General features: G+C 28.7%; 18 protein-coding genes. All 18 read left to right on the plus strand.

Annotated features, from left to right (window positions below; translation table 11 throughout):
• Window positions 1-436: 436 nt before the first annotated feature.
• The 18 genes from nrdD to ftsH all read left to right on the plus strand — a co-directional run bounded on the left by nrdD (window position 437) and on the right by ftsH (window position 21,348).
• Entirely contained in the window at window positions 437-2,596 is a 2,160-nt protein-coding gene (gene nrdD / locus NQ543_RS00750) for an anaerobic ribonucleoside-triphosphate reductase (RefSeq protein ID WP_004610718.1), read from the plus strand.
• Window positions 2,597-2,598: 2 nt separating this feature from the next.
• Complete coding sequence (nrdG, locus tag NQ543_RS00755) at window positions 2,599-3,111, plus strand: anaerobic ribonucleoside-triphosphate reductase activating protein (protein ID WP_004610717.1); 513 nt, start codon at window positions 2,599-2,601, stop codon at window positions 3,109-3,111.
• A gap of 396 nt (window positions 3,112-3,507) precedes the next feature.
• On the plus strand, window positions 3,508-4,122 hold the full coding sequence (locus NQ543_RS00760; RefSeq protein WP_039904763.1) for a CDP-alcohol phosphatidyltransferase family protein: 615 nt from the start codon (window positions 3,508-3,510) through the stop codon (window positions 4,120-4,122).
• Entirely contained in the window at window positions 4,119-4,994 is an 876-nt protein-coding gene (locus NQ543_RS00765) for a phosphatidylserine decarboxylase (RefSeq protein ID WP_004610714.1), read from the plus strand. Before NQ543_RS00760 ends, NQ543_RS00765 begins: the two co-directional genes overlap by 4 nt.
• Window positions 4,994-5,764, plus strand: a complete 771-nt coding sequence (locus tag NQ543_RS00770; protein ID WP_004610713.1) for a ParA family protein — start codon at window positions 4,994-4,996, stop codon at window positions 5,762-5,764. Before NQ543_RS00765 ends, NQ543_RS00770 begins: the two co-directional genes overlap by 1 nt.
• Window positions 5,754-6,668: a ParB/RepB/Spo0J family partition protein gene (locus NQ543_RS00775; protein ID WP_004610712.1), complete on the plus strand. Its 915-nt coding sequence runs from the start codon at window positions 5,754-5,756 to the stop codon at window positions 6,666-6,668. The genes NQ543_RS00770 and NQ543_RS00775 overlap by 11 nt, the downstream gene beginning before the upstream one ends.
• 225 nt (window positions 6,669-6,893) lie before the next feature.
• Window positions 6,894-7,466, plus strand: coding sequence for a DUF2232 domain-containing protein (locus NQ543_RS00780; protein WP_039904761.1), 573 nt, complete (start codon window positions 6,894-6,896; stop codon window positions 7,464-7,466).
• Between the two features lie 69 nt (window positions 7,467-7,535).
• On the plus strand, window positions 7,536-9,497 hold the full coding sequence (locus tag NQ543_RS00785) for a GGDEF domain-containing protein (protein WP_039904760.1): 1,962 nt from the start codon (window positions 7,536-7,538) through the stop codon (window positions 9,495-9,497).
• A complete protein-coding gene (gene rplI, locus NQ543_RS00790; protein WP_004610709.1) occupies window positions 9,497-9,943 on the plus strand; it encodes a 50S ribosomal protein L9 in 447 nt (148 codons plus the stop codon). Before NQ543_RS00785 ends, rplI begins: the two co-directional genes overlap by 1 nt.
• A gap of 9 nt (window positions 9,944-9,952) precedes the next feature.
• A complete protein-coding gene (dnaB, locus tag NQ543_RS00795) occupies window positions 9,953-11,329 on the plus strand; it encodes a replicative DNA helicase (RefSeq protein ID WP_004610708.1) in 1,377 nt (458 codons plus the stop codon).
• A 19-nt stretch (window positions 11,330-11,348) separates the two neighbouring features.
• On the plus strand, window positions 11,349-11,939 hold the full coding sequence (locus NQ543_RS00800; RefSeq protein WP_004610707.1) for a thymidine kinase: 591 nt from the start codon (window positions 11,349-11,351) through the stop codon (window positions 11,937-11,939).
• A 238-nt stretch (window positions 11,940-12,177) separates the two neighbouring features.
• Entirely contained in the window at window positions 12,178-13,254 is a 1,077-nt protein-coding gene (gene prfA / locus NQ543_RS00805) for a peptide chain release factor 1 (RefSeq protein WP_004610706.1), read from the plus strand.
• Complete coding sequence (prmC, locus tag NQ543_RS00810) at window positions 13,254-14,111, plus strand: peptide chain release factor N(5)-glutamine methyltransferase (protein ID WP_004610705.1); 858 nt, start codon at window positions 13,254-13,256, stop codon at window positions 14,109-14,111. The genes prfA and prmC overlap by 1 nt, the downstream gene beginning before the upstream one ends.
• 608 nt (window positions 14,112-14,719) lie before the next feature.
• Window positions 14,720-15,217 (plus strand): GNAT family N-acetyltransferase, encoded by a 498-nt coding sequence (locus NQ543_RS00815; RefSeq protein ID WP_039904757.1) that lies wholly within the window; start codon window positions 14,720-14,722, stop codon window positions 15,215-15,217.
• 85 nt (window positions 15,218-15,302) lie between these two features.
• Window positions 15,303-17,507: a PP2C family serine/threonine-protein phosphatase gene (locus NQ543_RS00820; RefSeq protein ID WP_039904756.1), complete on the plus strand. Its 2,205-nt coding sequence runs from the start codon at window positions 15,303-15,305 to the stop codon at window positions 17,505-17,507.
• 83 nt (window positions 17,508-17,590) lie between these two features.
• On the plus strand, window positions 17,591-18,835 hold the full coding sequence (gene tilS / locus NQ543_RS00825; RefSeq protein WP_004610702.1) for a tRNA lysidine(34) synthetase TilS: 1,245 nt from the start codon (window positions 17,591-17,593) through the stop codon (window positions 18,833-18,835).
• Window positions 18,836-18,861: 26 nt separating this feature from the next.
• Complete coding sequence (gene hpt, locus NQ543_RS00830) at window positions 18,862-19,392, plus strand: hypoxanthine phosphoribosyltransferase (RefSeq protein WP_004610701.1); 531 nt, start codon at window positions 18,862-18,864, stop codon at window positions 19,390-19,392.
• 9 nt (window positions 19,393-19,401) lie between these two features.
• Window positions 19,402-21,348: an ATP-dependent zinc metalloprotease FtsH gene (gene ftsH / locus NQ543_RS00835; RefSeq protein WP_004610700.1), complete on the plus strand. Its 1,947-nt coding sequence runs from the start codon at window positions 19,402-19,404 to the stop codon at window positions 21,346-21,348.
• Window positions 21,349-21,381 lie beyond the last annotated feature (33 nt).

Consider the following 21,381-nt stretch of genomic DNA (forward strand, 5'->3'; position numbering starts at 1 on the left):
ATGGATAAGATTAACAGGTTACAATAATTTCTTATTTTCAATGATTTTGTAGGACAGGATTAAATCTTTATGAAGTGATATAACTACTTACAAAATTTATATTATATTTTTTATAAAAAATGGAATAAAAAATTTTTTATTAATTATGGTGTATTAAATTTGATTTATCATAATATACTTGTTAAAATTCTAAGCGTTAAATGAGTTTAGCGTTAAAGAATTGCTTTTTTTTGAGATATTTAGGAAAAAGCAACATCTTAAAATAAAGGTTTTTTGTAAAATAACCATCTTAAATTTTTTATTTACTAATTTTCTAAAAATAAAGAAATTTAGCGTAATATCGGTTATAATTTAGAAATGTTTGGTGTAGTAATTAAGCATTTGATTTTAAATTTGATATTATATAAACAATAATTTTGTAGGAGGGAAAGTGTGTATGAAGGTAATTAAAAGAGATGGACAAAAAGTTGATTTTGATGCATCAAAAATTGAAAATGCAATCTTAAAAGCGATGAAATGTGGTAGCGGAATTGTTGATACCAAATGTGCTCATGATATTGCTGTTGAAATTGAAAAATGGCATGAGTTTGATGGAAATAATATTTCAATTTATCGTATTGAAGGACAAGTTTTTGAAAAGTTAATTGAAAAAGGACAAATTTTAACAGCTAAGGCATATGAGGGTTATCGTAAGGTAAGAGAATTTCAACGTGAAACTAATACAATCGATAATGAAATTTATGGAATTGTTAATCAAACTAATAAGGAAGCAATGGAAGAAAACTCTAATAAAGATGCTACTGTTTTAGCAACTCAAAGAGATTTGATTGCAGGTGAATTTTCTAGAGATTATTGTCGTAGATTGTTGTTGCCTCCAAAGATTGTTCAAGCTCATGATGATGGAATTATTCATTTTCATGATATGGATTATTATATTCAAAAGATGCATAATTGCGATTTAGTTAATTTAAAGGATATGTTTGCTAAAGGAACAGTAATTAATGATAAATTAATTGAAACACCTAAATCATTGCAAACAGCTTGTACAGTTGCAACACAAATTGTACAACAAGTTGCAAATGGTCAATATGGTGGACAAACGATTTCATTAGCTCATTTATCTCCATATGTAAGATTAAGCTATGAAAAGCATCAACGTAATGTTCGTCGAGAAGGTCAATTAGTAGGAATAGATTATACTCAAGAACAAATTGATAAAATTGCTAATGCAAGATTAAAAGATGAAATTAAAGCGGGAATTCAAACAATTCAGTATCAAATTAATACATTCTCTACTACAAATGGACAAGCACCATTTTTATCAGTATTTATGTATTTAAGAGAAGAGCCTGAATATATTAAAGAAACAGCAATGTTAATTGAAGAAACATTAAGACAAAGATATGTTGGAATGAAGAATCCAGTTGGTGCATATGTAACACCAGCATTTCCTAAATTACTTTATGTATTGGATGATAATAATGTACCTCAAGATAGTGAATATCGTTATTTAACAGATTTAGCTGTAAAATGTGTTTCTAAACGAATGATGCCTGATTTTATTTCTGCTAAAATTATGAGAGAAAATTATGAAGGTGAAGTATTCCCATGTATGGGATGTCGTAGCTTCTTATCACCTTGGAAAGATGAAAATGGCGAATATAAATGGTATGGTCGTTTTAATCAAGGGGTCGTAACATTAAATTTAGCTGATGCGGGATTATCTGCGAACCATAATCTTGAAGTTTTTTGGAAAATTTTAGATGAAAGACTTGAATTATGTAAAGAAGCATTATTATTAAGACATGAAAGTTTAAAAGGAACAGTCGGTGATGTTAGTCCAATTCACTGGCGTTATGGGGCATTAGCTCGTTTAAAATCAGGTGAAACAATTGATAAGTTATTAGAAAATGGATATTCAACAATTTCTTTAGGTTATATTGGATTATATGAATGTGTTGTTGCTTTAATTGGTAGTACGCATACTTCTAAAGAAGGTAATGAACTAGCAACAAAGATCATGGAACGTTTAAGAGAAGCTTGTGATAGTTGGAAAAAAGAAACAGGACTTGGATTTGGTTTATATGGAACGCCAGCTGAATCAACTACATATACTTTTGCAAAAGCATTGAAAAAACGTTTTGGAATTGTAGAGGGAATTACAGATAAAGATTATTTAACTAATTCTTATCATGTTAATGTTAGAGAACATATTGATGCCTTTGATAAACTTGGAATAGAAGCAAAATTCCAAAAACTTTCATCAGGTGGAGCAATTAGTTATGTTGAAGTTACAAATATGTCTGAAAATTTAGATGCTCTTAGTGAATTGATTGATTATATGTATGAAACTATTCAATATGCAGAAATTAATACAAAATCTGATTATTGCCAAGAATGTGGTTATGATGGTGAAATTTTATTAGATGAAAATCGTGAATGGTATTGTCCAAATTGTGGTAACAGAAATCATAAAACTTTAAATGTATGTCGTCGTACTTGCGGGTATTTAGGTGATAATTTCTGGAATCAAGGAAGAACTCAAGAAATAGCTGAACGTTTTGTTCATTTAGATAATCACTTGTTAGGTGAGTAGTAATGAGATATGCACAAATTAGAAAAACAGATATAGCAAATGGTGAAGGTATAAGGGTTTCTTTATATGTTCAAGGATGTCACCGTCATTGTTTTAATTGTTTTAATCAAGAAACATGGGATTTTTGTGGTGGTGAAGAATTTGATGTTGATATTGAAAATACTTTGATTGATTTAATTAAACGTCCACATATTTCTGGGTTAACAGTTCTTGGTGGAGAACCGTTAGAGTTAGAAAATAGAAATGATGTTTTTAGATTATTAAAACGAGTTAAAGAATGCTGTAAAGATAAAACAATCTGGCTTTATTCAGCTTTTCTGTATGAAGATATTAAGAATTTTGATGTTGATATATTATCTTATGTAGATGTATTAGTTGATGGTCCATTTGTAGATGGATTAAAGGATCGTAAGCTTAGGTTTAGAGGTTCATCTAATCAAAGGATTATTGATGTACCAAAATCTTTAGAAAATGATAAGATTGTTTTATATGCAGATAGTAGATTTTATAAATAATTGATTAAAGACTGCTGTAATTAAAATAACAAAATATTACCAGAAGTAAGATAAATATATCTTCTTCTGGTTTTTAATTATAGAAAAAGTATTCTTGAACCTAGATTTTTAAGAGTATATAATATAGATGTTAATCATAGCTATAGTTAAAGAATCAAACGAAATTTTTCGTTTGATGATTTGATTAGATGTTTTTAATCTCTTTAGCTATTATAGCTTTAGTAGGCGAATTTACGCCTTTTTCTTTTATAAGTCTTTTTATGATATACGTTGTTTTAAAAGTATTTTTAGTTATTATAAAAGGTTTATTTAAAAGACAAAATTTATATTAATGTACATTATTAGCTAAATATATGCTATACTATTTTTGTCAAAAAAATTATAGGGAGTAGAAAAATGATCGGTTATTATAGTTATACGGTTATTCTTACATATTTGTCGTTAGTGTTTGCAATGGCAGGAATTCATTTGTCATTTAATGGAATGTACCAGTGGGCATTTATATGTTTAATAATGTGTGGTATTTGTGATACATTTGATGGAATGGTAGCTCGTAGCAAGAAAAATCGCACTGATGAAGAAAAGCGCTTTGGAATTCAAATTGATTCATTATGTGATTTAGTTGCTTTTGGAGTTTTTCCAGCTATTCTAGGATATAATGTAGGTTTAAGTTCAATTGGATGGCTAGCAATAGAGATTTTTTATGTTTTAGCAGCTGTTATAAGATTAGCTTATTTTAATGTTAAAGAAGAAACTAGGCAACAAGAAACAGATGAAAAAAGAAAGTATTATCAAGGATTACCTGTAACAACTTCTTCTTTTATTTTGCCATTAGCTTATGCATTTAGATATGTTATTTTTGAATTATCATATTTATATGGGGCATTGATGTTAATTACAGGAATTTTATTTATTGTTGATTTTAAAGTACCTAAGGTTCAATCAAAAGGATTAGTGGCTTTAGGAATACTTGTTATTATAGAGTTGATTCAGATTGTGGTGATGAAATGATAGTTGTTGATCGCTTGGGAAATGTTATAACTAATGGTGAAAAACAAAATAATTTGTTGGAAAAACTTTATGGTACAGTTATTGGCAGATGTGTTTTAAAAATTCTTGTTTGTCGGTTTGTTAGTAACATTGGCGGCTGGTATATGAATTCTAGTTTGTCTAAACATATGATAAAATCGTTTATTGAAGAAAATAAAATTGATATGTCGCAGTATATTGATAAGAAATTTACAAGTTATAATGATTTTTTTACGCGTAAGATAATCGAAGGAAAACGTCCTTTTTTAGTGAATGATAATGTGTTAATTAGTCCTGCGGATTCTAAATTATCATGTTATCGAATAGATGATGATAGTTGTTTTCTGATAAAGAATACATTATATTCTTTATCAGATTTATTGAATAATGATATATTGGCTAAGGAATATTTAAATGGCTATTGTTTGATTTTTAGATTGAGTGTAGATGATTATCATCGCTATAGTTATATTGATGATGGAAAAATTGTTGAAAGTAAATATATACCGGGTGAATTTCATACGGTTAATCCTATAGCCAATGATTATTATCCAATTTATAAGCGTAATAGTCGTAATTATACTATTATTGAATCAAAGAATTTTGGAAAGCTGATTCAAATGGAAGTTGGAGCCATGATGGTTGGTAAAATTGTGAATTATGACAAAAAATATTGTCATAAAGGTGAAGAAAAGGGATATTTTGAATTTGGTGGATCTACAGTAATTATTTTATTTAAAGATAATCAAGTGATTATTGATGATGATATTATTAAAAATACAAATGAAGATAAAGAAACTGTGGTAAAATTAGGTGAAACTATAGGTAAGAAGTACTCAAGGGAGGTTAAATAATGACAAAAATAATTGCAATCACAAATCAAAAAGGCGGAGTTGGAAAAACAACTACTAGTATTAATTTAGCAGCGGCACTTGCAAAAGCTAAAAATAGGGTACTTCTAGTTGATATGGATCCCCAAGCTAATGCTACACAAGGTATTGGAATTGATCGTGATAATATTGAATTGTCAACATATAATATTATTGTTGAAGAATGTGAGATGAAAGATGTAATTGTTCCTTCATATATTGCTAAGTTAGATGTTGCTCCTGGGAGTATTGATTTAGCAGGTGCTGATTTAGAGTTAGCAAATATAAAAAGAGGGCGTGAACAGCGTTTAAAAAAAGCAATAGATCAAATAAAAGATGATTATAATTATATAATTATTGATTGCCCTCCAGCATTAGGGTTATTAAATACTAATGCTCTTACTGCTTGTGATTCAGTTTTAATTCCAGTGCAATGTGAGTATTATGCATTAGAGGGATTAACACAGTTATTAAATACAATTTTATTAACACAAAGTGTTTTTAATCCACGTTTGACAATAGAAGGTATTTTATTGACAATGTTAGATCAACGAACTAATCTTGGAGTTGAAGTTTCCCAAGAAGTTCGTAAATATTTTAAGGAAAAGGTTTATAAAACTGCAATTCCAAGAAATATTAAATTATCTGAAGCACCATCAGAAGGATTGGCTATTTTTGATTATGATAATAATTCAGAAGGTGCCAGAGCATATCGAGATTTTGCAAAGGAAGTGTGTAAACGTAATGCCAAGTAATACAAAAAAAAGTACGGCTACAAAAAAGAGCAGTACAGTTAAAAATAAAAAATTAGGTAAAGGACTAGATGCTATTTTTGGTGGTGATATTTCTGCGTTAATTGATGACATTGAAAAAAATACACCAGAAACAAAGCACATTAATATTTCTTTAGATGAAATTCGTCCAAATCCTTATCAGCCACGTAAGTTGTTTGATGAAGAAAAATTAGAAGAATTAGCTATATCAATTAAAGAACATGGGATTTTTCAACCAGTTATTTTAAAATCATCTATCCAAGGCTATGAGATTGTAGCCGGTGAAAGAAGATGTCGTGCTGCTAAAAAGGCTGGTTTAAGTACTGTTCCAGCAATCATCGTTGATTTTACTGATGATCAAATGATGGAAATAGCATTGTTAGAAAATATTCAAAGAGAAGATTTAAATTCAATTGAAGAAGCGAAAGCTTATTTATCGATGATGGATAAATTAGGACTTACTCAAGAACAGCTAGCAAAAAGAATTGGTAAATCACGAAGCTATATTGCTAATACGCTTAGATTGTTACAGTTACCTGAGATGATTCAAAATTATGTATTAGAGGGAAAAATGTCAATGGGGCATGCTCGTTGTTTAATAACATTACCAAAAGAAAAAGCTGAGGCTCTTGCTAAACGTTGTATCGATGAAGGACTATCTGTTCGAGACGTAGAAAATGTGGTTAAAGGAATTGAGTTAGGAAATAGTCGTAAAGAACGTCCTAAAGTGATAAAATCTAAAGAATTGGTTTATGTTGAAGGGTTATTAAGAAAGAAGTTTAGAACAAAAATTAAAGTTGATGAAAATACTTTAACAATAAAATATACTGATACTAAAGATTTAAATCGTATTTTGGAATTAATGGGTGTAATTGAAGAAAGCTAGGTTACTAGCTTTTTATATGTTTATAGAAAATAAAAAAGGCGCAACGTGGAGAGGGAGTTGCGCCATTTAATATTATAATGGCTAAATTTTTATAATCCATACAATGAGTATCCTAAATAGTAGAAATAGTCCTTTTTTAATAAAATTTAGAGTATATCTAATAATTGAACATACAATATTAATATGTTATTATTTGATAAATGTTTATTATTTTATGGAGGAAATATGAGTGGAAATAAAGTCAAAATAATGTCACAGGGGGCTATGTTGGCATCATTATTTGGTGTTTTAGGACTGATAAATATATATACTGGAAGTATTTTTGATATTATTTTTTCATATATAATGGTCTTGGCTCTTGCGTATTATGCATATTTATATGATTATAAAGCCGCTTTAAGTGTACTGGTAGTAACATTTGTTGTGCTTTTTTTAGTAGGAGAAATGTTTTTTGCTTTGTATGCTAGTATCACTTTAATTCTTGGGGTTTTTTATGGGTATTGTTTGCATAATAATAAAAGTAAACGTTTTTCTAAATATGGTCTAATAGTTGTATCCGCACTAAAAAATTTTATTATTTTCTTTTTGATGGGCGGACTTTTAGGAATTGATGTTTATAAAGAAGGATTAGAGATATATCGTGATATAATGAATGTTATTCCTTGGTTAAAAAATATTGTTACGCCAGAAATTGGTTTTGCATTATTGTGGATATTTATGTTTGTATGTGAATCATATGTAATTAGATCATACTTTGATATTATTATCGGTAAATTAAGTAAACGAAATAAATGTTAGTATAGTTTATAAAATTCTGTTTTAAGTAGTGACTATGTTATAATGAAGTTATTAAGGGTGGTGAGTGTAATGACGGTAAAGATGTCGAGGCTAAAAAATATTGTTATAGTTTTATTGTTATGTGAAATTGTTTTAGCAATATTAGGACATATTTTTATATCTAGTAGTACTTCTTTAACATTATTAATATATATATTTGTTAAAAATATAATAATTATTAGTATTATATTTTATGCTATTAGCATTATTAAAGATAATAATATGAGTGTTAGTGATGTTTTAGGTGATGAGGCTAAAAATGCACTTATTTTTGGAGGAATTGGATTAGTTAAATATGATGAAAATAGAAATGTTGTATGGGTAAGTGATTTGCTTCATGAGATGGATATAAATATTATTGGTAAAAAATTATTGGAATGGCAACCGTTATTGGCATCATTATTTGAAGATGATGATATAAAGATTATAGATATTAATTCACGTAAATTTGAGGCGTATAATAGCAAAGAAAGTCGAATACTTTATTTAAAAGATGTTAGTGATTATGTAGGAGTAGCTAAAGAATTTGAAGATCAACAGATATGTGTAGCTTATATAACGATTGATAATTATGAAGAATCAATTGAACTAGCAGATGAACAAAGTGCTGCTTCAATTCAATCGGTATCAAGACAAACTATGCTTGATTGGGCTAAGGAAAATGGTGTAATCTTAAAAAGATATAAAAGCGATGGTTATATCGCAATATTTAATGAACGTACTTATCGAAAACAAGTAGAAGATAAATTTGTTTTACTAGATACTTTTAGAGAAAAAAGTGAAGAATTAGGACAAGTTATGACTTTATCAATTGGAATTGGGCGAGGTAGTAATATTTTACGTGAACTTGATGAATTAGCATTTTCAGCTTTATCATTATGTTATTCACGTGGCGGTGATCAAGTTACTGTAAAATCAAATGATGAGCCAATTCGTTATTTTGGTGGAGATAGTGAAAGTTTTGAAAAATCTAGTATGATTAGAGCTAGAGTTATTGCGCAAACATTAGCTGGCTTGATAAAGCAAGCTGATAATATCTTTATCATGGGGCATAAACAATCTGATTTTGATTCATTTGGGGCTTCAATTGCAATGTATGCATTATGTAGAGCCTATGATAAAAAAGCGTATATTATTATAAATTATGATTCACTAGAAGAAAAAACGGCAGTAGTTGCAAAGAATTTAATGGATGATGAAAGATATCGAGATGTGTTTATTTCAGCTGGTTATGTTCATGAGGTAGTATCACCAAAAAGTTTATTAGTTGCAGTTGATAATCATAAGCCATCACTTGCAATTGATGAAAATATTTTAGATATTGTTAATAATAAGGTTGTCATTGATCATCATCGTCGTGGGGAAGAATTTATCGATTTACCACTTTTAACTTATTTAGAGCCGGCAGCCTCATCTACTGTAGAGTTAATTGTAGAACTTTTTGAATATCAAAAAGAAGAAATTAGTGTAACTGAACGTGAAGCAACGATCATGTATACGGGAATGTTGATAGATACTAATTATTTTAGGACTAGAGTAGGAACAAGAACATTTCAAGCTGCGGCTAAATTAAAAGAATTACAGGCAAATGTAGGAGAAGCATATAAGTATTTAGAAGATGATTATGATACTACATTGACAAAATTATCAATTACGCAAACGGCTTATAAATATGGAAAAGATATCTTGATTGCTTTTGGAAAGGCAGATAAAATATATAGTAGAACATTATTGGCAAAAGCTGGTAATGAGTTATTAGGAATTAGTGGTGTAAAGGCAGTTTTTATTGTAGGAAAAACTGGGAAGGATGAAGTATCAATTAGTTCTAGAAGTACCCGTGATATAAATGTTCAATTAATTATGGAAAAATTAGGTGGTGGAGGTCATTTTTCAATGGCAGCTTGTCAATTGAAAAATGAAACTGTTACAGGTGCCATTAATTTATTAGAAGAAGCGATTAATAATTATTTAGATGAAAGGAAGAGTGAATAATGAAAGTTATTTTATTACAAGATGTTAAGAAATTAGGGAAAAAAGGAGATACTGTAAAAGTTGCTGATGGTTATGGGCAAAACTTTTTGATTAAAAATAAATTAGCTGTTTTGGAAACAGATACAAGTCGTAAAATTGTAGAAAATGAAAAGGAAAAAGCTCATCAAGTTGATTTAGAAAATCAAGCTAAGGCTAAAGAATTAGCTAAAAGAATTGAGGAAATTACTCTTGAATTTACTTTAAAATCTGGAAAAGATGGAAAGACGTTTGGAAGCATTTCAACTAAACAAGTAGTAGAGAAGTTAAGAGATGAGTACGATATTAAAATAGATAAAAGAAAGTTTATTGACGGACATCCAATTGGAGGACTTGGTTATACAAAATTAAAAGTTGATTTATATAAAGGAATAGTTGCAACAATTAATGTTCATTTAAAAGAACAATAGGAGAATATTATGACAACTCGTAAATATCCTCATGATATAGAGGCAGAAAGATCATTGTTAGGAGCAATGTTAATATCAAAAGATATATGTATTGATATCTTAAATAAAACAGTAGAAGATGATTTTTATGATATTAATCATCAAAATATTTTTAAAGCAATGGCTGCTATCAATGAAGATGGTATGCCTGTAGATGTTACCACGGTAACATCTTATCTTATGGATCATAATCAATTAGATAAAATTGGTGGCGTTGATTATTTATTCCGTTTAAGTGAATCTGTTCCAACTGTTGCTCATAGTGAATATTATTTAAAGATATTACATGATAAAGCAATTTTAAGAAGAATTATTAGGGAAACGACAAGAATTGCTGAAAGTGCATATGATGATGTTGATAATATCGATGCTTTTATAGATGAAACCGAAAGAACTATTCTTCAAGTAACACAAGATCGAAGTGCCGGAGAGTTTAGAGAAATTCGTAGTGTTATTAAAAGCGTGACAGATCGTTTAAATATGTTACAAAAAATTGATGGGAATATTTCAGGGGTTAGATCAGGATTTCGTGATCTTGATAAAATAACTTCAGGTTTTCAAAAAGGTGATTTAATTATTTTAGCAGCTCGTCCAGCGATGGGGAAAACAGCTTTTGCACTGAATATCGCTCATAATGCCGCATATAAATCTAAAGAACCGGTAGCTATATTTTCATTGGAAATGCCAGCTGAACAATTAGTACAGCGTATTATTTGTTCAATGGGAAGTATCGAAGGGGCCTCAATGCGTACAGGTGAAGTTTTAAAAACTAATGCCAATAAATATTATGCAGCGGCTGAACGTGTATCTAAATGTAATTTGTATATAGATGATAGTCCAGGGATTAAAATTAATGATATTGTTGCTAAAAGTAGAAAATTAAAATCAGAACATGGATTAAAAATGATTGTAATCGATTATTTACAGTTGATTACTTCATCATCTAAAAATCGTGAAAATAGACAACAAGAAGTTTCTGAAATTTCAAGAACACTAAAAGCATTAGCCAGAGAGTTAGAAGTACCTGTTATTTCGTTATCACAGTTATCGCGTTCAGTTGAACAACGACCTAATAAACGTCCAATGATGTCGGATTTAAGAGAATCTGGAGCAATTGAACAGGATGCAGACATCGTTTCTTTTATTTATCGTGAAGATTATTATAAAAATAATGAAGATAATAAAACTGAAGAAACTGGTTTAACTGAAATAATTATTGCGAAACATCGTAATGGTGCAACTGGTGAAGTTAATTTGGCGTTTGAAAAAAATTATAGCCGTTTTTCTGATTTAGCTCATATTGGACCTGATGGTACTAGTGATGGAATAAGAGATATTAGAAGCTAAAGAAAGGATAAGTTTAATAATGTATCATCAATATCGTGGAGGTTGGTTAGAAGTAATTTGTGGATGTATGTTTTCTGGTAAAACAGAAGAGCTAATTCGTAGAATAAATGTTTTAAGTTATGCTAAAAAAAATATCGTCGTATTTAAACCAAAGGTTGATAATCGTTATTCAGATACAGAAATTGTATCTCATTCAGGATCTCGAGTACCTTGTAAGATTGTTGAAAAAGCGCAAGATATTTTAAAATTAGTCAATGATGATGTTGAAGTTGTAGCAATTGATGAAATTCAGTTTTTTGATAAAGATATTGTAGATGTATGTGAATATTTAGCTGATAAAGGCATAAGAGTAATAGTGGCAGGTTTGGATAAAGATTTTAGAGGTGAATCTTTTGGAGTGATGCCAGAGTTGCTTACTCGAGCAGAGTTTGTTACTAAATTAACGGCTGTTTGTGCTAAATGTGGAGCTCCTGCAACTAGAACTCAAAGATTAGTCGATGGAAAACCGGCTTCTTTTGAAGATCCTGTTGTATTAATTGGAGCTGTTGAGCATTATGAACCTCGATGTCGACACTGTCATGAGGTACGCAATCGACCTAATAAGTTTTAATATAAAAATAAAGACAAGTTACATTAGTAACTTGTCTTCTATATTCTATGATTAAAGGGAGGGGTAGTTTTCTACTACACCTATATAATAAAATGGTTAGGTGAACTCAATGTGAACTATAATTAATATGAATAAATTTTTATTTAAATGTTAAATAATTGTGTTGAAATCAAGTAAAATATATTTTGCTTATTTTTTATGTTTATTATATAATATGAGAGGTTTGGAGGTATAAATCATGAATGAAAGTATGTTAGAACGTTTAAAAACAATGGAAAACAGATATGAAGAATTAGGACATATGCTGATGGATCCTGATATTGGTAGTGATATTAAAAAGATGACAGATGTAACAAAAGAACAAGCATCATTACAAGCAGCATATGATTTATATCAAGAGTATAAAGAAATTGAAAATGGAATTGAAGAAGCTAAAGAACTAGCTAAAGAACATGATCCTGAGATTAAAGAAATGGCTAAAATGGAACTAGCTGAATTGGAAGAAAAATTACCTGATGTTATTAAAAAATTAGAAATTGAATTAATTCCAAAAGATCCTAATGATAATAAAGATGTAATTATGGAAATTCGTGGTGCAGCCGGTGGTGATGAAGGAAATATTTTTGCTGGTGATTTATATCGTATGTATGTAAAATATGCAGAATCACAAGGATGGAAAGTTGAAGTTATGGAAGCCATTGATGCTGAAGCTGGAGGATATTCTTTAATTTCTTTTATGGTTAAAGGTGAAGGGGTCTATGGAAAATTAAAGTTTGAATCTGGATCACACCGTGTTCAACGTGTACCTAAAACAGAAACGCAGGGAAGAGTACACACTTCTACAGCAACAGTTTTAGTTATGCCTGAAGTAGAAGAAGTAGATGTAGAAATTAATAAAAATGATTTAAGAATTGATACTTATCGTGCTAGTGGTGCTGGTGGACAGCATATTAATAAAACTGATTCAGCGGTAAGAATTACGCATATTCCAACTGGGATTGTTGCAGCAAGTCAAGATGGTCGTTCACAACATGATAATAAGGATAAGGCAATGAAAGCTTTGATCGCAAGAATCTATGATTATTATCAACAACAACAAGATCAACAAGTTGAAAGTGAAAGAAAAAGTAAAGTTGGAACTGGAGATCGTGCTGAAAAGATTAGAACATATAATTATCCACAAAATCGTGTAACTGATCATCGTATTGGATTAACAATTCAACAATTAGATCGAATTATTGAAGGTAAATTGGATGATATTATTACAGCGTTAATTAATGAAGATCAACGTTTAAAATTGGAAGGACAAAATTAATGACAACTGTAAAAGAGTTAATTAAACAAGCTGAAAGTCGTTTGGATGATAGTAATAAGGATGTAAATGCTGCAAAAGTTTTGTTTTATCATTTAGCCAATAAAGAACCACATGAACTTTATTTGATGTATGATGAAGAAGTTGATAAAGAATTAGAAAAGCAGTTTTTAATGGGAATGGAAGAATACTATAATGGTAGACCGATTCAATATATTAAAGGAGTAGAAACATTTTTTGGACGTGATTTCAAAGTAAATGAAAATGTTTTAATTCCTCGTTATGAAACAGAAGAATTAGTTGAAAATATTTTATATCGTATCGATGATTATTTTTCAGGTTATAAAAATATTACATTGTGTGATGTTGGAACAGGTAGTGGAGCAATTGCAATAAGTTTAGCTTTAGAAGAACCTAAATTAAAAGTCTATGCTACAGATATTTCTGATTTAGCACTTACTGTTGCAAAGGAAAATGCTAATAATTTAAAAGCAGATGTTGAATTTTTAGTTGGGGATATGTTACAGCCTTTAATTGAGAAAAATCTTAAAGTAGATATATTTGTTTCTAATCCACCTTATATACCTCAAGAACAAGAAATAGAAGCTGTTGTTAAAGATAATGAACCGCATGTGGCATTATTTGGTGGAAATGACGGATTGTATTTTTATCGTAAGATTTTTGAAAGGGTAAATGAGTTATTGAACGAACGCGCATTGTTAGCTTTTGAAATGGGCTTCGATCAAAGAGAACTGATGGAAGAAGCGTTGCAAAAATATTTTCCTAATGATCCGTATGAAATTATTAAAGATATAAACGGCAAAGACCGTATGTTATTTATTTATCGGAATTTAAAGTAAGAAACAAATAAATATGAAAACATTCATTGTGTTAATAAGCTCTATGGATGTTTTTATTATGAAGTAAATACCACATGCTATGTGCGTGTTAAGTGTTAGTTTTAATATTATAAAAAATTTCCAATGATATTTATTGGCGTTATAAAATCTGATAGGGACTTGAAATTTTTGTTTCAAGTCCCTATCAGATTTTAAAAAGCACCTTTATTCCCATTTAATTTTATAATACCTATTTATTTAAATTATCTTGTTAAGCTTTTAATAATTATTAAAAAGTTAAAATAGATATATTATAATATAGTTGTATTAAGTAATTTTTTAGATGTCAAAAGTAGGTTTAAATTTTAATAATTTAAATACAAATACATAATATTATTATATAAAGTAGAGTTTACTATAAATTTAAGATATACTGAGTTATTTTTAATAGAGAAGATGTAAATGAATTTTAAAATTTATATAGGAAAGAATGACTGAATATTTAATATTAAAAAGTTATTGGATAAGAGATAGGAAAGGAAATAATGGTAACTTTAAAGAGGAAAAAATATTGTAATATAGATAGATAATATTTTTTTGTTTAAAGTTACTTTATAAGGGTAAGAAAATTGGAAAGTTTTGAAACGCAACGATTATTAATAAGAGAATTACAAATGTCTGATGCAATGAGATTAAGTGAATATCGAAATAAAAAGGAAGTGGCTTTTTATCAATCTTGGTGGCATTATCCATATAATAAAGCTGTTAAAAGAATAGAATATTGTATAAAACATCCTTTTGAAGGAAAAAGAGGGACATATCAACTAGGAGTGGTATTAAAAGAGACAGGGTGTTTGATAGGTGATTATTTTTTTGAAGTTATTGAACCTAGTTCAATAACTATCGGTTATACTTTTGATAGTGATTATTGGCATCATGGTTATGCAACAGAGTCGTTAAGAGCATTATTAACAATTTTAAAAGATGAATATTATTTTGAGCGAGTTTTTGCACATGTTTATAATGATAATTATAGATCAATTAGATTATTAAAAAATATGGGTTTTGTGCAATATGAAAAGTCTATACTTATGGGAGATATTGGATTTAAATTAGATTTGAAATAAATAGATAGCTTTTTTATGTTTGTTTTAAATTATGACAAATTATTTATTTTAAAATACATATAATTTGTATTACGAGGTGAATGAAATGGATTTGTCAGTAGAAAAGAGTAAAACAAAGATAAAAAATATTAGGATGGTCTATGTAGCAATTTTTGGTTTAACAATTCTTTTGAGTTTAGTAAAGATGTATGATACATCACTATGCTTTGTAGTTTCGATGTTGGTGATTTCTTTTATGTGTGGTTATCAGCATTTGATTATATATATGGCAGCATTAGTATTAACATCATTATTATTTTATGATAGTTATATGGAGGTACTGATATCTTTAACAAGTGTAGTAATGATGCAGGTATTGATGTATTTTAAATTTATTAAAAGTAAGCATATTACTTTGATTATAGGTTTAGTAAGTTTAATTTATTTATATATATATAACTATAGTTATGTTGAAATATTAGTTGTTTTAAGTTTTACTTTAATACATAGTATATTGAGCTTAGAAATTGTACCGCTTTTTATTCATAATACAATTGATGTTTATACAAATAAGCGGATGATGATTCTTTCGATAATGATAATGTTTGCAATTGTTTCGTTGTTGGAAGTTAATCAAATTTATATGATGTTATTATTACGTTTTTATTTATTATTGAGTGTTTATTATTTAGGTATTAATAATACAATGCCCCCAATGTTATATATGTCAATTACATTAATGTTTATTAGTTCATCATTTAAAGATAATATATTATCTTTAATACTGCCATTTAGTGTTTTCTTTATGTATAAGCCACCTAATAAACTTATATGTTCAACTGTATATATTTTAAGCCATCTTATTTTACCGTTTTTTATTGAATATGATTATTATTATTATAACTTTATTATTATAATAAGTGCTGCTTTATTTTTATTTGTTCCTAATATAAAAAAACGTTCAAATTTACTTACTGATGAATATAAAAATATCACAGGGCGTAACAAATTGATTCAACGAGTTAATACATTTGCTTCTTTGTTTAGACAATTGACTAATATTTTTCAAGAATTTAATCGAGATGTAAATATTGGAGAGTTTGTTGGATATGTATATGAAGATGTGTGTTTACATTGTCCAAGTCGAGATTTATGTTTTTATCAAGATGGTGGGATTAGTCGATTAGGTAAGTTGATTAATAAGGGATTTAAGTATAATTTTAATAATGAAGATAATGAATATATAAAACATAACTGTATTAATCCTCAAAAAATTATTGATGCGATTGATGAATACAGGGAAAGTTATGAAAAAATTAAACGAGTTAATCAAGAAAATTTTTATTTGAAAAAGGATTTATTTTATGAATTTTCTTTGTTAAGTGAAGTATTTGATAATTTTAGTGATTCTTTAAAACAAATGCCATTTGAAAATGATTTGTTGAAAGAACATTTATTAGGTTATCAATTTAATGTTACATATTTATATAAACACGATATCTCATTAAATGTTTATACATTAGAAATAGGATTATTAGACATAAGTAAAGAAGAAGTTATCAATGAATTAATACCAATTGTAGAAAGTTATTTAAATGAATCACTAGAAGTTGTTTCGATTAAAGATATAATGCATCATTTAGGCTATACTTCAGTAGTGTTAAAACATCAACCTAATTTTTCTTTACAATATGGGATACAACAATATGCTTTAGAACCACTATATTGTGGGGATTCTTTTAGTACATTTCATCAAGATAATGATCATTATTTAGCTTTAAGTGATGGAATGGGACAAGGAAAAATAGCAGCTAGTGAAAGTAAACTAACACTAGAAGTATTATCAAAATTGATTTTAAATGGAATTAGTTTAAAAGATACTATTGATTCTGTTAATGCATTGTTAAAAATTAAAAATCATAATGATATGTTTACAACCTTAGATTTATGCAACATTAATTTAGCTAATGCAAAGATGAAACTGATTAAATATGGAGCTAATCCTAGTTACCATATAAGAAATAAGATCATTGAAAAAATTACGACTAATTCCTTACCAGTAGGAATTGTTTCTAAATTAAAGATGTCATCTTATGAAATGGCATTAAAAAGTGATGATATTATTATTATGTCAAGTGATGGAACAGGAGATAATTTTGAAAATATTATTAATGATAATTTGGATTTGATTGATCAATTACATCCTCAAGAAGTAGCTACATTATTGATGGATAAAGTTTTAGAAGATAATAATTTGGATGATATAAGTATTATTGTTGTAAAGGTAGTTAATGCAAGAAATGATAATTAGATCGTTTATAACGGTCTTTTTATTTGAAAGTATTAATTTTATAAATTATCTGTTATAATGGGGACAATACTTGAGGTGGTACAATGGAAAATTTGAAAAAATTACTGAATTTTAATAAATTATATGTAGTGGGTGTATCTGGTGGTTGTGATTCGATGGCTTTATTGGATATTATGCAAAAAAAAGGTTATCGAATGGTTGTTTGTCATGTAAATTATCATTTACGAAATGATAGTGATTTGGACCAAAAGACAGTAGAAGATTATTGTAAGATGCATGATATTGCTTGTTTTGTTAAAGAGATTGATAGTAAACTGTATAGTAAAGAAAATTTTCAGATGCAGGCTAGGGAATTGCGTTATCAATTTTATCGGGAAATTGCTAATAAATATAACACTAATGAAGTTGTTTTAGCTCATCATTTGGATGATGTAATTGAAAATATTGTAATGCAACTGCAACGTAATAATACAAAAGGTTATTTAGGGATTAAAGATGTAAGTGATGTTTTTGGGGTAGTTGTAATTAGGCCTTTTTTAGAGGTTAGAAAGCAAGCTTTAAGAAATTATTGTCATGATTATAATGTATTTTATCGAGATGATTATACTAATTTTGAAACTGATTTTACTCGTGATTTTGTTCGTAATGTTACTTTAAAGAAGTATAGTGAAAAACAAATTGAGGAATTATTAATCCAGGCAAAACATCATAATGAAAGATATTTAAAAAATCTTGAGTTAGTTCAAGTTTATATTCATCAGTATCACCAAAAAGAAATGATTGATTATCATTTAATACCTGATAATCTTTTGGAATGTTTTATTTATGAAATTATTAAAGAAAATGTTTATCCACCATTAATAAGTGATTCTTTAATTAAGGAAATAATTAAACAAATTAATAGTGACAAACCTAATATTGAAATGGATTTACCTGTTAATATTAGGTTCATAAAAGAATATAATAATATACGTGTTTCAAAGTCAAAAAATAGCTCTGGTTATTGTTTAAAATATGAACAATTAGTTTATGATAAACATGAACACTTTTATTTAAGTAAAAAAGGTCATTTAAATGAGGGGGTATATTTGACTGATGAAGACTTTCCTATCATGATAAGGTCTTATAAACCTGGTGATGTAATTGTTACTTCTGGAGGAACTAAGAAAATATCACGTCTATATATTGATAATAAAGTTCCTAAAAGCCAAAGAGAAAATTGGCCAATTGTTGTAAATAGTGACAATGAAATTATTTTAGTACCGCATCTTGCAAAAAATATTAGGTATTTATATTCAAAACCTAATTTATATGTGGTAAAATTATAATCATGTATGGATTAGAGGTGATTTAAATGCATAAGAATATAAAAGAAATTTTAATTAGTGAAGAACAAATTATTGAAAAATGTAAAGAATTAGGAAAAATTATTGATAAAGATTATGAAGGTAAAGAAGTTTTATTAGTAGGATTATTAAAAGGTTCTGTACCTTTTATGGCAGAACTTGCTAAGCATTTAAATAGTGATGTTACATTTGATTACATGAATGTAAGTAGTTATGATGGTGTTGAATCTAAAACACTTGTAGTTAAACAGGATTTAAAGGAAGATGTTAGTGGCAAGAACATTTTAATTGTTGAAGATATTCTTGATACTGGAAAGACATTATACAATGTTAAAGAGATGCTTTTAAAGCGTAATGCTAATAGTGTAAAAATTGTTACGATGTTAGATAAAGAAGAAGGTCGTATTATTGATATGAAAGCTGATTATGTTGGATTTAAAATTCCAAATGCTTTTGTTGTTGGATATGGCTTAGATTTTAATGAGAAATATCGTCAATTGCCATATGTAGGTATTTTAAAAGAAGAATGTTATAAGTAAGGAGAGTTTATGAACAGTAAGAACGGATTATTAAAATCAATTCTTCCTTGGCTACTAGTACTGATTGTAATAGGCGGAATGGTTACTTTTATGAATCAAACCACTGGTAGAGAACTTAAGTACAATGAGTTTGTAGAAGTAGTGCAAGAAGAAAAAATTAAGGAAGTTGAAATTGTTCCATCATCATTAGTTATTGATGTTTCAGGAAGCTATACTAAAAAGAATGATGGAAAATCATCTGAAGTATCATTTACAACAACTATTCCTAATACAGAAGCAGAGATGCAATCGTTGACAAGTTTATTAAACGAAAAAGATATTGAAACTACTGTTGTAGATCCTAATGATCGAGGAATGTTTACAAGAGTACTTTTAAATATACTACCATATGTACTGTTATTAGGTGGAATGTTTTTTATTTTTAAAATGATGTCACAAGGTGGTGGAAATGCTAAAGCATTTGAATTTGGAAATTCTAGAGCTAAATTAGAAAAAAATCAAACAACAAGATTTTCTGATGTAGCCGGAGCAGATGAAGAAAAAGAAGAATTGAAAGAATTAGTTGAATTCTTAAAAAATCCAAAGAAATTTGCTCAAATGGGTGCTAGAATTCCTAAAGGAGTATTACTTGTAGGCCCACCAGGTACTGGTAAAACATTACTTGCAAGAGCTGTTTCTGGTGAAGCGAGTGTGCCATATTATTCTATTTCTGGTTCTGAATTCGTAGAAATGTTTGTCGGAGTTGGAGCTGGACGTGTTCGTGATATGTTTAAAAAAGCTAAACAAACAGCACCATGTATTATTTTCATTGATGAAATTGATGCTGTAGGACGTCAAAGAGGAACTGGAATGGGTGGCGGCCATGATGAACGTGAACAAACATTGAACCAGTTATTAGTTGAAATGGATGGATTTAGCGGTAATGAAGGAATTATCATTTTGGCAGCAACTAACCGTGTTGATGTATTAGATCCGGCATTATTACGTCCAGGACGTTTTGACCGTCAAATTCAAGTGGCAAACCCTGATAAAAATGCACGTACTGAAATTTTAAAAGTACATGCACGAAATAAAAAATTTGCACCAGATGTTGATTTTACTAATATTGCTCAAAGAACACCAGGTTTTTCAGGAGCTGAATTGGAAAATGTTTTAAATGAAGCAGCATTATTAGCGGTTCGTGAAAATCATAAAGTTATTTCAATGGGTGATATTGATGAAGCAATTGATCGTGTTATGGGTGGACCGGCAAAGAAATCACGTAAATATAGTGAAAAAGAACGTCGTTTAGTAGCTTATCATGAAGCTGGGCATGCAGTTTTAGGATTAGCACTTGAAGATGCTAATAAAGTTCAAAAAGTTACAATTGTTCCTCGTGGACAAGCAGGTGGATATAACCTAATGACACCAAAAGAAGAAACTTATTTCCAAACAAAGACGCAATTAGAAGCTAATATTGCAGGATTTATGGGGGGACGTGTTGCTGAAGAAATTTTCTTTGGTGATGTAAGTTCTGGAGCTCATAATGATATTGAACAGGCAACAAGAATTGCTAGAATGATGGTTACAGAATTAGGTATGTCTGAACTGGGACCTATTAAATATGATTCTGAACAAGGAAATGTATTTTTAGGACGTGATTATACACAACATAGCAATTCACATTCAGGGCAAATTGCTTATGAAATTGATGTACAAGTTCGTAAGATCATTGATGAATGTTATGCTAAAGCTAAGGAAATTATTGAAGCTAATAAAGATAAGTTAGTTATTATTGCAGATGCATTGTTAGAGTATGAAACATTAGCAGGAGAACAAATTGAAGCATTATTTAATACTGGCCGTATGTTAGATCGTCATGATGGAACAAACGATGAAAATAGTGATAATTCAAATGATAATCAAACAACTGTTTCATTTGATAATGCAGATGATTTATTAGATGATATGAAATAAAGCGGTATCCGCTTTTTTTCATATTTAGAGGTG

It is taken from the genome of Thomasclavelia spiroformis DSM 1552, from assembly GCF_025149465.1.
Lineage (GTDB): Bacteria > Bacillota_I > Bacilli_A > Erysipelotrichales > Coprobacillaceae > Thomasclavelia > Thomasclavelia spiroformis.